This window comes from Polyangium fumosum, from assembly GCF_005144585.1.
GTDB lineage: Bacteria > Myxococcota_A > Polyangia > Polyangiales > Polyangiaceae > Polyangium > Polyangium fumosum.
Map to the genome: position 1 here is coordinate 1 of NZ_SSMQ01000088.1, position 12,476 is coordinate 12,476.

General features: G+C 67.7%; 12 protein-coding genes. 10 read left to right on the plus strand and 2 right to left on the minus strand.

The genetic code is table 11. The features are described 5' to 3' along the window. Positions 1-164 precede the first annotated feature (164 nt). Entirely contained in the window at positions 165-884 is a 720-nt protein-coding gene (locus tag E8A74_RS45610) for a ferritin-like domain-containing protein (RefSeq protein ID WP_136935452.1), read from the minus strand. Next, positions 877-1,314 carry a hypothetical protein gene (locus E8A74_RS53465; RefSeq protein WP_170229873.1) on the minus strand — a complete coding sequence of 146 codons (438 nt, stop codon included), beginning with the start codon at positions 1,312-1,314 and terminating at the stop codon, positions 877-879. Before E8A74_RS53465 ends, E8A74_RS45610 begins: the two co-directional genes overlap by 8 nt. Positions 1,315-1,458: 144 nt before the next feature. Between E8A74_RS53465 and E8A74_RS45620 the strand changes: the two genes are divergently transcribed. The 10 genes from E8A74_RS45620 to E8A74_RS45660 all read left to right on the plus strand — a co-directional run bounded on the left by E8A74_RS45620 (position 1,459) and on the right by E8A74_RS45660 (position 12,474). Then, positions 1,459-2,388, plus strand: a complete 930-nt coding sequence (locus tag E8A74_RS45620) for a LysR family transcriptional regulator (protein ID WP_170229874.1) — start codon at positions 1,459-1,461, stop codon at positions 2,386-2,388. Between the two features lie 66 nt (positions 2,389-2,454). Further along, complete coding sequence (locus E8A74_RS45625) at positions 2,455-2,697, plus strand: hypothetical protein (protein ID WP_136935454.1); 243 nt, start codon at positions 2,455-2,457, stop codon at positions 2,695-2,697. A 514-nt stretch (positions 2,698-3,211) separates the two neighbouring features. Continuing rightward, positions 3,212-4,027, plus strand: coding sequence for a hypothetical protein (locus E8A74_RS45630; RefSeq protein WP_136935455.1), 816 nt, complete (start codon positions 3,212-3,214; stop codon positions 4,025-4,027). 99 nt (positions 4,028-4,126) lie between these two features. After that, positions 4,127-4,954, plus strand: coding sequence for a hypothetical protein (locus E8A74_RS45635; protein WP_136935456.1), 828 nt, complete (start codon positions 4,127-4,129; stop codon positions 4,952-4,954). Positions 4,955-5,035: 81 nt separating this feature from the next. Continuing rightward, positions 5,036-5,227, plus strand: a complete 192-nt coding sequence (locus tag E8A74_RS56205) for an MYXO-CTERM sorting domain-containing protein (protein WP_420814237.1) — start codon at positions 5,036-5,038, stop codon at positions 5,225-5,227. A 551-nt stretch (positions 5,228-5,778) separates the two neighbouring features. Continuing rightward, positions 5,779-7,863 carry a type VI secretion system Vgr family protein gene (locus tag E8A74_RS45640; protein ID WP_136935457.1) on the plus strand — a complete coding sequence of 695 codons (2,085 nt, stop codon included), beginning with the start codon at positions 5,779-5,781 and terminating at the stop codon, positions 7,861-7,863. Positions 7,864-7,876: 13 nt separating this feature from the next. Next, the gene (locus tag E8A74_RS45645) at positions 7,877-8,248 is read left to right on the plus strand and encodes a PAAR domain-containing protein (protein WP_136935458.1); all 372 of its coding nucleotides are present in this window, start codon (positions 7,877-7,879) and stop codon (positions 8,246-8,248) included. Positions 8,249-8,278: 30 nt separating this feature from the next. Then, positions 8,279-10,522, plus strand: coding sequence for a type VI secretion system Vgr family protein (locus tag E8A74_RS45650; protein WP_136935459.1), 2,244 nt, complete (start codon positions 8,279-8,281; stop codon positions 10,520-10,522). A 1-nt stretch (position 10,523) separates the two neighbouring features. Next, complete coding sequence (locus E8A74_RS45655) at positions 10,524-11,669, plus strand: hypothetical protein (protein ID WP_136935460.1); 1,146 nt, start codon at positions 10,524-10,526, stop codon at positions 11,667-11,669. Between the two features lie 37 nt (positions 11,670-11,706). Beyond that, positions 11,707-12,474 carry a hypothetical protein gene (locus E8A74_RS45660; RefSeq protein ID WP_136935461.1) on the plus strand — a complete coding sequence of 256 codons (768 nt, stop codon included), beginning with the start codon at positions 11,707-11,709 and terminating at the stop codon, positions 12,472-12,474. The last annotated feature ends 2 nt before the right edge of the window (positions 12,475-12,476 follow it).

Genomic DNA, 12,476 nt, shown 5'->3' on the forward strand with positions numbered 1-12,476 from the left:
CGGTTGGCAGGGTCGCTGCCGGTCTTGACCGGGCCTGTTCGATGAACTGCGCGGAGCGCAGTTCATCGAGCCTGGGTCCAGCCCCTGGCTGGTCCGGGTGCAGGGGCGGATAGCCCCTGCTGGGGCCTGGGGCAAAGCCCCAGCGAAGCGGCTTCGAGATGAGACTACGGCAGCCTCTCCGCGAGCCACCTCTCCCCTCGGCTCGTATCGACCCCGAAGCGCCGTAGCCCTGGGAACACCACGAGGGACATCGTCTCGGAGAAGATCCGCCTTCGCTCGGCGCGATCCAGCGCGCCGAGGCCGGAGAGCGCCTCCTGGGCCGGGTGCTCTGCCCAGGACGAGAAAAGCTCCTCGGAGATCGTGCCCGCGAGCATCGCCGGGAGCGAGGGGCCCACGACGTCCATGGCGCCGCGCTCGTGCTCGGCCGCGAGGTGCGCCCACCCGAGCCGCGCGTGGTCGATCTCGTCGCGCAGGATCGATTGCATGGTTTCACGCACCAGCGGATCGGTCGCACGCGCGACGAGCTCGCCGAGAAGCGCCGCGCTCAACGTCTCCGTCACGCACGACATCGCGACCACCTCATAAAGCAGCCGCTCCCGCGGCCCGAGTCCGCCGGGCGTGACCCCGCGTGGAGCGGGCACGGCCCCGAGCTCGAAGGGCTTGCCCCCGAGCTCGCGCACGAGCCCCCCACATCGCTCCGCGTGGCGCCGCTCGTCCTCGGCTGCCTCGCGGGCCATCGTCACCACGGGCGCCACGGCGTCGCACGCCGCGAGTTCGCCCGCGAGCCGCGTGAACCGCGCGGCCGCTTCGAGCTCGGCGCGCGCGCGGTTCCGCCAGATCTGCGCCGCAGCTTCGCGCGCGGCCCGGGCCCCGACATCAGCCACCGCAGCAGCCTGCCCCGGCATTGCCCACCGCGCAGAATCCGTCGCAGCACGGCTCCGTATTCAGGCAATTCGCGGCCCAGCAGCACGGGCAGCCACAAGGATCGGACGGGTCGCCGGGGGGCTCCGAGCATTCGAGGTTGCTCGCGCCGCCCGCGCCGCCGCTCCCCGTCGTCGCGCCCTCCCCGCCCGCGCCGCCGCTCCCCGTCGTCGCGCCCTCCCCGCCCGCGCCGCCGCTCCCCGTCGTCGCGCCATTCCCTCCGCTTCCGCCCGCGCCATTCCCGCCGTTCCCGCCATTCCCGCCGTTCACGCTGCTCGCGCCCGCCGCGCCCCCGTCGCCGCCGTCTCCCCCCTCGCTCGCTTGGTGGCAAGCCGTGAGACCAAGCGCCGCGCCACCCAGGACCAGGACATTGAAGAGCTTTTCGATGTTCATTGCATACCTCATGTCAAGCAGAACGGATCCAAACGGAATCCCGTGCGCCGCACGGGTCCACCGTTGGTTCTTCCTAAGATGCGGTGCATCGAATGTCCTGTGAATCGGATTGTTCGATACGGTATCGTTCGGAACGACCGAACGATGATCGACACTCCTTCCCTCCGCCCCAGCGCCTCTCTCCCCGACCTCGAATCACTCCGTTGTTTCCTGGCCGCGGCGCGCCACCTGAGCTTCCGCGTCGCGGCGCGCGTGGTCGCGTTATCGCCCGCGGCGTTCAGCGATCGGATCCAGCGCCTCGAAGACACGCTCGGCGCGTCCTTGTTCGACCGCACGACCCGCCGCGTCGCGCTCACCGCCGCGGGCGAACGCCTCGTGCCGGAGGCGCAACGTTGCCTCGATCAGGCGCGCCGGTGCGGCGAGGTCGTGCTCCACGAAGACGGCGCGCCCATGCCTTACGAGCTCACGATCGGCACGCGCTTCGAGCTCGGCCTGAGCTGGCTCGTCCCGGCGCTCGACGCGCTCGACGCGGCGCGCCCCGAGCGCAGGCTCCACCTCTCGTTCGGCGATACGCCGGAGCTCGTCCGGCAAGTGCAGCGCGACGGGATCGACGCCTTCATTTCGAGCGCGCGGCTCTCGGACGCAGGGTTTTCCTACGCGCGCCTGCACGAGGAGAGGTACGTCTTCGTGGGGCAACGAGAGCTGCTCGCGGCTCGCCCCCTCGCGTGTCGAGAAGATTGCGCCGCGCACACGCTCCTCGATACGCACCGCGACCTGCCGCTCTTCCGCTATTTCCTCGACGCCCGCCCGGGGAGCGAGGATTGGGCCTTTCGACGCGTAGAATACCTCGGCACGATAGGCGCCGTGCGGCTGCGCGCCCTCGCGGGCGCGGGGGTCGCCGTGCTGCCACAGTATTTCGTCGAGGGGGATCTTCGCCGGGGCCGGCTCGTGCCAATCTTGCCGAAGGTGAAGCTGCCGATCGACTGGTTCCGGCTCGTCTGGCGCGAGGGGCACCCACGGGAGGTGGCGCTCCGCAAGCTGGCCGAGGATCTCGTCGCGCACCCGCTCCGGTGACGCCGCGCGAAAACGTCACGCGGACGCCGCTTGACCTTTTCTTCGCGCGGCCGTAGGGGTGCGCGCATGTCGCAATTCGCCGTGCTACGGCATTCTTGGTTCCGGCCCATGGCCGCCGGAGCCCTCGTGACGGTGGCCGCTTCGTGTGGCGCCGATTCCCTCCCTGATTCCCCGTCCGAGCCTTCTTCGGCGTCACCGGCGCATGCCACGTCGACCGAGATGCCGAAGGATCTCCGCGCGGCCTACATTCACGCCGTGCAGTCGGGCGCCCCGGAGGCCTATGGCGCGCTTGTGACGGCGCGGCGGTGAAATGTCCTGCCGATGCCGCCATGCCGGACGGGACGGCGTGTGAAGACGGCGATGCGTGCACGGAGGGCGATTCGTGCCAGCTCAGCGCCTGTACGTCGGGCGCCACCGATCCGAGCTGCGGAAGCGGCGGCGCAGGCGGAAGCGGCGGCGCGGGCGGCAGCGGCAGCGGCAAGAGACATCTGATTGTGTATCGCTCCCGCGACTCCCGCGACTCCCGCGGCTCCCGCCGATCCGGTCACCGTCATGGGACGCTCGGTTCCCGGGCGCATCGCGAGCCCCCTGGCTGGTTTTCCGTTGCCGCCGAGCCGATGAATGTGCAACTCCGTACACCATGCAAGCAATGACGAGAGTCCGCTCGGCCATGCTGGGCGTGCTGGTGTGGGGCTTGGGTGGGGCGGGGGTGACGGGGGCGTGCGGTTCAAAGGAGCCGGGGTCTCTCCCATCGTGCCCGACGCAACCCGATACCCCGACGGATACGAAGGCCCAATGCTCGACGTCCATGGGAGATGCGTGCATGCGTTATCGCATCCAGCTCCTGGGCAATCCGAGCACGGACATCGCGCTGCGCGAGAAGTATATCGCCGCGTTCAGGAGCGCTTGTTACATGTCCGAGGGCCCGACCCCCACGTTCAACTGCTTCTACGAGACCCCTCAGAAAGCGTGCGACGATGGCGTGCGGGTCCCAGAGGTCTTCGGAGCGGCGCCCTACGACAAGAACTACCCGGCGTGCGAGCGTATCCCCGGCACGGAGAACTACTTTCGCCAGGTCGGGCCGGACCCCGCGATCCACATCGTCATCAGCTATGAGCCCGCGCCAAGGCAGACGCCGCTCGTCGACGTCGACGGCGTGCCGACGGAGGTGAGCGGGCCGTATCGCGACTTGCCCGAGCCGCCCACGGTCGGACCGGGGCATAAGTTCAACAACTGTGACAGCGGCGTGCTTGCCGCCGATGGCACGTCGCTCTTGCAGCACGAGTATATTCTCCAGGTCAACCGCAAAGCGCATGGCGGCGAGATCCACTCCGATCTCGCGGGCTTCAAGTGGACTTGCACGGTGTACAACGCGAACTGCGAGGAAGTGTCCGCAGAGTGCGAGGAACCGCTCGTGCTCCACGATCCAAAGAGCAAAACTCCGCCCTTTGACCCAGGCTTGAGGGCAGAGGTGAACCACGTCGTGCCCAGGAAGGACCAGCGCAGTTGCGACTGGGGCACGAACTCGAACAAGAACGCGGCGGTCATCTCGAGGGCGCTCAACGAGTGGCTTTCAAACAACAACCCGCCGGTCGAGGAGGTACAACGGGTCAACGCCGCGAAAGCGTACACGCCGTGACGCGCCCACGTTGACGCCCGGACAAACGTGGTCTAGGCGAGGCACATGGTCCTACGCAACCATCCCCGCGGACGCCTCGCCTTCGACCGCGGCGCCATCGTGCGCGCCGCGCTGCGCGCCTACGTGGAAAGCCTCGTCGCAGCACTGGGGAGCGGTCTGGCGTATCCCGTCTGCGACTACTCGAGCTGGACGGGAGACGTGCATCGAGGAGCCTTGCGGACCGACAGCGGATGTGGCGACGAAGATGTCGTGGCCTGGACCGAGGCGGGCGTCGTTGGTCTCGCGTACGAGAAGGGGTTTGGCCCGATTGCTAGGCTCGGCCTGACGCCTGACACAGTGACGGGTGGCCCAGAGGATGTGCGCCCGGCTGTGCCGGGGCTCCCCGCTGAGCTGGAGCCAGCCTTTCAGTTGGCCGCCGGCATGCTCTCCGCGCGCAGCGATGTGTACAAGGGGAAGTTACCGAACAAGAAAATGTATACGGAGAGGTTGGCCGGGGTCGGCTTTTGGCTCCACGGCGATCGCGTCGCGGGCACGCTCTTCGACGACCCGAAATGCCCGGGCGCCGAGCGACTCGTCCCCTGGGGCATGCTCCAAAACGGTCGCCTCCCCTTCTGCTTACTGGGGGAACTTGCCGCGAAAGCAGCGGAGCGCGCCCGAACGAAAGACGCACCCATCCACGCGATCATCGACGCGGTGGTCGATCGGCGGTTGCAGGGCCCCACGGAATTCACGACCGACGAGATCGCAACGCTGATCCCCAAGCCGCCCGATCCGAAGCAACTGCTCGGCGTTCAACGGCTCCTGCAAAAGGTGGGCATCACCTGGCCCGGCTCGCCCGAGCTTCCCCCCGAGGAGCGGCCGCCGGGACCACGCATCAACCCCTTCACAGGAACGCCCATGCCGGAGCCGAAGCGTCCCGACAAGTGACGGCGCAAGCATCCGCGGATCAAGAAGCCTCGACGCAAAGCGGAAGCGGCGGCGGAAACCGAAGCGGTTGCGGGAGCGGGTTTGGCAAGCGGCGGCGCGGGCGGCGCGGGCGGCAGCGGTGGCTCGCCTTCGACGCCGGGCCCCACCCAAGAGGGCGGTTGCACGTGCTCGGCGGCAGGAGATTCCACCTCCACGGGAATGGAATCCGTCGCCCTTCCCATGGCCGGACTCCTCCTCGCCCTCGCGCGCGGCCGTCGCCGGATGCGACGCTGACCACGCGAACCCGCGAGACCACGGCCTCTCCATAGAAGGCGGCTCCCGCGTCCGCGGCGGTCTGCGCGTCTCCGAACGTCAAAACCCCCTCGCGTCACCGTGACGCGCGCCCATTCGAGCCTTCGAACACCCGCGCGTCACCGTCTCCTCCGGGTCTCCAAACGTTCGATCCCCCACGCGTCACCGTGACGCGCGCCCGTTCGAGCCTTCGAACACCCTCGCGTCACCGTCTCCCGCGGGTCTCCAAACGTTCGAGCACCCCCGCGTCACCGTGACGCGCGCCCGTTCGAGCCTTCGAACACCCTCGCGTCACGTTCTCCGACGCCCCTTCCAACGTTCGAACCCCCTCGCGTGCCCACAACCTGCTCCCTGTCGGCCCCGCGAGGACACGACGACGAAGTCGACCCTCGGGTTGGTTTGAGCAGCAACATGTACACAAACCTGACAGCCGCCTCGCCGCGCGGGCTCGCTTTGTTGGGCGCAAACGCGCACGATCCTGCTTTACAGGCAAATCTGAGCCTTGGTAACCTCGCCGCCGAGGTGTCGCGCGCATGGCTATCTTGGAGCTGTCATTTGCTTGCGGGGAAAGCTCCCTCTCGGTCCGGCGCTTCTCGGTCCACGAGTCCGTCTCGGGCCTGTTCACGGTCTCCGTCTGGGCGCGCTCCGAGAGCCCGAGCATCGATCTCGAAGCGATCATCGGGCAACCCGCCTCCCTCCGGGTGGTGAGCGGGTATCTCTTCGCGCGGCTCGGCGGGGCGCGGCTCTGGACCGGCATCGTGAGCTCGATCGAGCAAGTGCAGGCCGTGCAGCCGGGGTCGGGGGCGCACGAGCTCTCGACCTACTCGCTGCGCATCGTCCCGGGCCTGTGGACGCTCACGCAGCGCCGCAACTACCGCATCTTCCAGCACCTCTCGGCCCCCGACATCATCGACGAGCTGCTCGGCGACTGGGGCGTCGAGCGGATCTGGCAGATCGATCGGGGCAAGTACCCGAAGCTCGAATATCGCGTCCAGTACGGCGAGAGTGATTTCGCGTTCTTCAGCCGCATGCTCGAAGAGGCCGGAATCGCCTACACCTTCCCGGACGACGACGCGAAGGGCTCGAACCTCACGCTCTCGGACAAGCTCGAATCCAACGCCCCGCGCCCGGGCGGCGCCCTCCCCTACGTGGACAACCCGAACCAGGAAGCCGAGAAGGAGTTCGTCTCCTCCGTCCGCCTGTCCTACGGGCTGCGCCCCGGCGCGCACACGATCCGCGACCACGACTTCCGCAACCCCTCGTTCGAGCTCTTCGGCGAGGCGCCCAAGGCCTCCGGGCCCGAGGCGAAATACGAGCAGTACCATTACGAGCCCGGCGGATTCCTGGTCGAGGGCGGCAAGGGCGGCGACACGCCCGTCGCGGATGACAAAGGCGTCGCGCGGCACGAGCAAAACTTCGGCAAGGGGCGCGCGGGGCGGATGCTCGGCGGCGCGCGGGCCGACAGGCGCGTGGTCTCGTTCGACACGAACACGATCGATCTCTGGCCCGGCCAGATCATCTCGATCGACAGGCACCCGCACGGCGATCTCTCGGAGTCGACGAAGCTCCTCGTGACGGAGTTTTCCGTGGAAGGCACGCCCGAGGGCGAGTGGAGCATGTCGGGGCAAGCGGTCTTCACGGAGGCGCCCTACCGGCCGGCGCAACGGACGACGAAGCCGCGGGTCGAGGGCGTGCAGAGCGCGCGTGTCGTCGGGCCGAAGGGCCAGGAGATCCACACCGACGAGTTTGGCCGGGTCCGCGTCCAGTTCCCCTGGGATCGCGAGGGCCACTACGACGACAACAGCTCCTGCTGGATCCGCGTGAGCCAGGGTTGGGCCGGGACCGGGTATGGCATGATCGTGCTGCCGCGCATCGGGCAGGAGGTGATGGTCGGGTTCCTCGAAGGCGACCCGGACCAGCCGATCATCGTGGGCCGCGTCTACAACGCGAAGCAGGCCGTGCCGTACAAGCTGCCGGATCACAAGACGCGCAGCACGTGGAAGAGCGATACGTCGACCGGCTCCGAAGGCTTCAACGAGATCATGTTCGAGGATTCGAAGGGCGGCGAGCTCGTCTACGAGCAGGCCCAGAAGAACCGGCGAAGGCTCGTGAAGAATGACGAGACGATCACGATCGGCCAGGATCGGCAGAAGCTCGTCAAGAACGACGAGCAGGACAAGACGCTCGGCTTCCTCAAGGTCTTCGTCGGTCGCGACCAGGACATCGTCATCAAGCAGAACAAGCGCGAGCGTGTCGAGGGCGACTCGCACCTGCGCGTGTTCGGCAAGCGCAACCAGCGCATCGAGGGCAAACAATCCCTGACGGTGAAGGGCGACCGGCACGAGCTCGTCGGCAAGAGCTACGCGATCGGCGTGAGCGATGAAATCCACCTGCAGGGCGGCACGGCCGTCGTGATCGAGGCGGGCCAGGACCTGACGATCAAGGGCCCGGGCGGGTTTGTCCGCATCGATCAAAGCGGCGTGACCATTCGCGGCAAGGTCGTGCGGATCAACAGCGGCGGGTCGCCGGGCAGCGGCAAGGGCTCGAGCCCCGACGAGCCGGAAGCCGCGGTCGAGGCCGAGGTGGACGACGTCAGCGTGACGCTGATCGGGCAATAGGAGGAGAAGGACCATGCCTCCGGCAGCAAGAATCAGCGACCGACATGCCTGTCCCATCCCGGGGCACGCCATCAACGCCATCGTGACCGGCGAGGAGACGGTGATCGTCGGCTACATGCCGCAGTCGCGCGTGGGCGACCTCGAGGCGTGCGGCGCGGCGATCGTGCAGGGCGAGCCGACGGTGATCATCGGCGATAAGGACGCGGCGCGGAAGGGCGATCCGACGACCCACGGGGGCAAGATCGTCTCGGGCTGCCCATCGGTGATCATCGGATCGAGCGCGCAGGCCGAGACGCTCCTCACGGACCGACCCTTCGTCGAGGAGTGCGAGGAGAAGGCGCGCGCGAAAGAGGAACGGCGGCAGCGCGAGAGGGAGACGCCATGAAGACGCCTGGGCACATGAGGAGCGAAGGCCATGGCCACCCTTGAGTTGTCGCTCGCCGCGGGCGAGCTCTCCGTGCGGCGTTTCGTCGTGAAAGAGGCGACCTCGTCGCTGTTCTCGGTCTCGATCTGGGGCCGGTCCCCGGATCCGGCCTTCGACCTCGGCGCCATCCTGGACAAACCGGCGACGTTCCGGTCCGCGCCGGGTTACCTGCACGTCTCGGGCCTCGGCGCGCGCACGTGGAAGGGGATCGTCGCCTTCGCGGAGCAGGTCCACGCGCTCCAGCCGCAGGCGGGGCAGCGGGGGCTCTCGACGTACCACGTCGAGATCGTCCCCGAGCTCTTCCGGCTGCGCTACCGCCGGAACAACCGCATCTTCCAGCAGCTCTCCATCCCCGACATCGTCGACGTGTTGCTCGGCGAGTGGGGCATCGAGAAGGCCTGGAGGGTCGAGCGGGCGAAGTATCCGAAGCTCGAATACAAGGTCCAGTACGGGGAGAGCGATTACGCCTTCCTGAGCCGGCTCCTCGAAGAGGCGGGCATCGCGTTCACGTTCCCCGACGATCAGGGCGGCACGCTCACGTTCGCCGACCAGCTCCAGGCGAACCCCGCGCGTCCGGGCGACGGCCTTCGGTACGTCGATCATCCGGCGCAGGCCGCGGAGCAAGAGTACGTGACGGCCGTGCGCCTCTCGCACGACGTTCGCCCGGGCAGCTACACGATCCGGGATTACGAGTTCCGGAACCCCGATTTCGAGCTCTTTGGCCGCGCGCCCGCGGCGACCGGCTCCGAGCAATACCACTTCGATCAGGGTGCGTTCCTCGTCGAGACGGGCAAGGGCGGCGGGACGCCGGTGGCCGACGACAAGGGGATTGCGCGGCACGACGAGAAGTACGGCAGCGAGCTTTCGGAGAAGGCGCTCCACGGCGAACGCGTGGGGGTGCGGGCGATCTCGTTCGAGGCCAATACGTACGATCTCGCGCCGGGGGTCGTCTTTTCGATGACCCGGCACCCGCACGCGGAGCTCTCGTCCGATCGGAAGCTGCTCGTGCTGGAGACGACGTTCGAGGGGACGGCGGAGGGCGAGTGGAGCCTGCTCGGTCAGGCGGTCTTCGCCGAGGTGCCGTACCGCCCGCCGCGCCGGACGCAGAAGCCGATCGTGCACGGGCTCCAGTGCGCGATCGTGGTGGGCCCCTCGGGGCAGGAGATCCATACGGACGAGTTTGGCCGGGTCCGCGTGCAATTCCCCTGGGATCGCGAGGGGAAAAAGGACGAGGACAGCTCCTGCTGGCTCCGGGTGAACCAGGGCTGGGGCGGCATGGGATACGGGATGATCGTCTTGCCGCGCATCGGGCAAGAGGTGCTCGTGGGGTTCGCCGAGGGGGATCCCGATCTGCCGTTCGTGATGGGGCGTGTCTACAACGCCGTGCAGCAGGTGCCGTACAGGCTGCCGGAGCACAAGACGCGCAGCACGTGGAAGAGCGACTCCTCGCAGGGCTCGAAGGGGTTCAACGAGATCATGTTCGAGGATCTCGCGAAGCAGGAGCTCGTCTGGCAACAAGCGGAGAAGAACCGCACGCGGCTCGTCAAGGAGAACGAATTCGCGACGGTGGGCCACGACCGGCAGAAGCTCGTGAAGCGGGACGAGCGGGAGCACACGGACGGGTCGCGCAAGCGCTGGGTGGGCAAGGACGCGGACGCGATCACGAAGCAAAAGAAACGCGAGCGGATCGACGTCGACGTGAGCGACGAGGTGAAGGGCAACCGGAGCGAGCGGATCGACGGCAAACAATCGCTGACGACCGCGGATTTCCGGGAGGAGAAGGTCGGGGGAAGGTACGCGCTCAAGGCGGCCAACGAGGTGCACGTCGTGGGGGGCGAGAACTACGTCGGGGAGGGAGGGCAATCCTTCACCCTGCGCGGGCCCGGGGGCTTTCTCAAATTCGACGGGAGCGGCGTGACGATCGAGGGCACGGTGGTGGCGATCAACAACGGCGGCGCCCCCGGCGAGGGCCGCGGCGCCAAGCCGGAGAAGCCCGAGGACCCGGAGCTCGATCATTACACGGAGTGCTTCCGGGCGATCGACGAGCGGTCGGAGGAGCCGATCCCGGAAATGCCCTATCGTATCGAGCTCGAGGACGGGACCGTCTACACGGGTCGCACGGACGACGAGGGATATACGATCCGCGTCGGGACGCTGAAGGAGCAGCAGGTGAAGGTCACGTGGGGAGGCGATCTCCCCTCGGGCCCGGACGCTCCGCTGGACGAGGGGTGCTGACATGGCGCAAGGAGACCCCAAGGTATCGACCACGCGGCAGAACAACCCGGCCGCGACCGAGGATCGGGTCGCCGCGAAGCGGACCGTGACCTACATCTTCAACACCTCGGCCACATCGAGCACGCTCAGCATTCCCTATGCGGTCGCCGTCGACGACGAGGTGCAGGCCGCATACCGGAATTCGGTCGCGCGTGTCAGCGGCGGGGACGGCGCGATCACCGTCACCGTCAACTCCGGCCAGAAGGTGAGCCTGTTCCTGAACAGCGACGCCGCTCCGGGGCGACGCAAGAACGCCGTATACGCGGTGACGCCCAAGGATCGGAACGTCCGGGTGACGGTCAAGGAGAAAAAGGGCAAACACAACGACCCCGACACGCCCGTGCTCGTGGCCACCGAGAAAGCCCTCGAGAAGTACAATGCCCCGCTCACGGGCGACATCTGGATGAAGGTGACGCACAAGTTCACCGCCGCGGATGTCGACGCCGCGGTGCCGGCCGGGACACGCGCGGAGATCATCGCGGCCCTGCGGATCCTGTACGGGGGCCTCACCGGCAACACGTTGACGTTGACGATCCCGGCGTCGGGCACCCAGGCCGCATTCACGACGACGCTCACGTTCGCGGACGCCGACAACCCGAGGGACAACATCACGAGCTTCAGCCTCACGACGGATGGCCTGCCGCGCGTGCACCCCGCGGGGTTCGCGGCGATCCTGAAGGCCGCCGTGGATTCGAGCGTGACGGCCATCTCGATGAGCTCGAACTGGCGCCCTTGTCTGGGCTCGATCGCGCATCGCGCCGGGCTCGGCGTGGACGTGAACAACGTGGGCGGCACGCGGATGTTCCGCACCGCGGGCGCCAACGCCACGGAGGTGCGGCTCCTGCAAGCCTTCCAGGCGAAGCCGACCGACGCGAACAAGGCGGCGTACGAGGCGGAGCGCGACAAGAACCAACCGCTCCACGTGCAGGGCTTCCGGAGGTCGCTCCAGCAGAACCCGGGGGTCAAGCAATGCTTCGATCCGTGGGAGATGGATAGCAACACGAGGGACAACCAGGCGGCGACGCCGAACCGGCAGAACGACGGGAATTCGAAGCTCCACGGCAACCACCTGCACATCACCGCGCGTGATGGAGTCATCATCGCCTGAGGCGTAACGTCACGACACGAGGAGCCGAGGAGCCACGATGATCATCCGCCAAGCCTCCCTGGACGCCTTCCAGAAGTCGGCGATGAAGTCCTTCGAGGACGAGATGATCGAGCATTGCAAGGTGTTCTCCCCGAACCTCTGCAAGACGCTCACCCCGGAGCAGTTGCGCCACGCGATCCAGGCCGCGATCGAGATGGCATCCCGGTACGGGTTCACCCGGCGCGGCCCGGTGCATTTCTACATCGACTGCATGCTCCTCTTCGGCAGCAGCTTCCCGACGGACCCGCAATACCCGTGGATGGCCGAGATCCTCGTGCGTGACGATTTCGCCGAGGAGATGCTCAAGGCCGACGCGTTGCACGAGAAGGTCTGTGAGTACCTCCGCGAGGTCGGCGGCTCGGACAGCCGCTACATGCGCGGCGCGCTCCGGAGGCTGCTTCGCCTCGCCCAGGCAAACGATCTGCCGCTCCATCAGGACGCGATCGAGCAAGACATCCTGCGCCTGCTCGGGCAGGTGTGGCCGGAGAAACTCGCGTACAGCGGCCCGGAGACGATGCAGCTCCTCGTCAGCGACGCCGTGGGGCGCGCCCGCGACACGTACGGCTTCACCCAGCCCCGCTCGATAGCGCTGATGGCCGTGCTCATGGTCGCCTTTGGTCATCGGTGCGACGACGATCCGCTGTTCCCATGGATCAGCAAAACACTCGCGCGGCGTGAAGAGGACGGCCCCGCCATCGTCGCCGAAAAACTCGAACGTCGCACCCTCGTCTGGTTCGAAGCGGTCCTCGAGAACGAGCTCGCCTAAGG

Bases quoted from the DNA above. Each gene is read 5' to 3' on its own strand.
- E8A74_RS53465 (WP_170229873.1), bottom strand. From the start codon at position 1,314: ATGAACATCGAAAAGCTCTTCAATGTCCTGGTCCTGGGTGGCGCGGCG.
- E8A74_RS45620 (WP_170229874.1), top strand. From the start codon at position 1,459: ATGATCGACACTCCTTCCCTCCGCCCCAGCGCCTCTCTCCCCGACCTC.
- E8A74_RS45625 (WP_136935454.1), top strand. From the start codon at position 2,455: ATGTCGCAATTCGCCGTGCTACGGCATTCTTGGTTCCGGCCCATGGCC.
- E8A74_RS45630 (WP_136935455.1), top strand. From the start codon at position 3,212: ATGCGTTATCGCATCCAGCTCCTGGGCAATCCGAGCACGGACATCGCG.
- E8A74_RS45640 (WP_136935457.1), top strand. From the start codon at position 5,779: ATGGCTATCTTGGAGCTGTCATTTGCTTGCGGGGAAAGCTCCCTCTCG.
- E8A74_RS45645 (WP_136935458.1), top strand. From the start codon at position 7,877: ATGCCTCCGGCAGCAAGAATCAGCGACCGACATGCCTGTCCCATCCCG.
- E8A74_RS45650 (WP_136935459.1), top strand. From the start codon at position 8,279: ATGGCCACCCTTGAGTTGTCGCTCGCCGCGGGCGAGCTCTCCGTGCGG.
- E8A74_RS45655 (WP_136935460.1), top strand. From the start codon at position 10,524: ATGGCGCAAGGAGACCCCAAGGTATCGACCACGCGGCAGAACAACCCG.
- E8A74_RS45660 (WP_136935461.1), top strand. From the start codon at position 11,707: ATGATCATCCGCCAAGCCTCCCTGGACGCCTTCCAGAAGTCGGCGATG.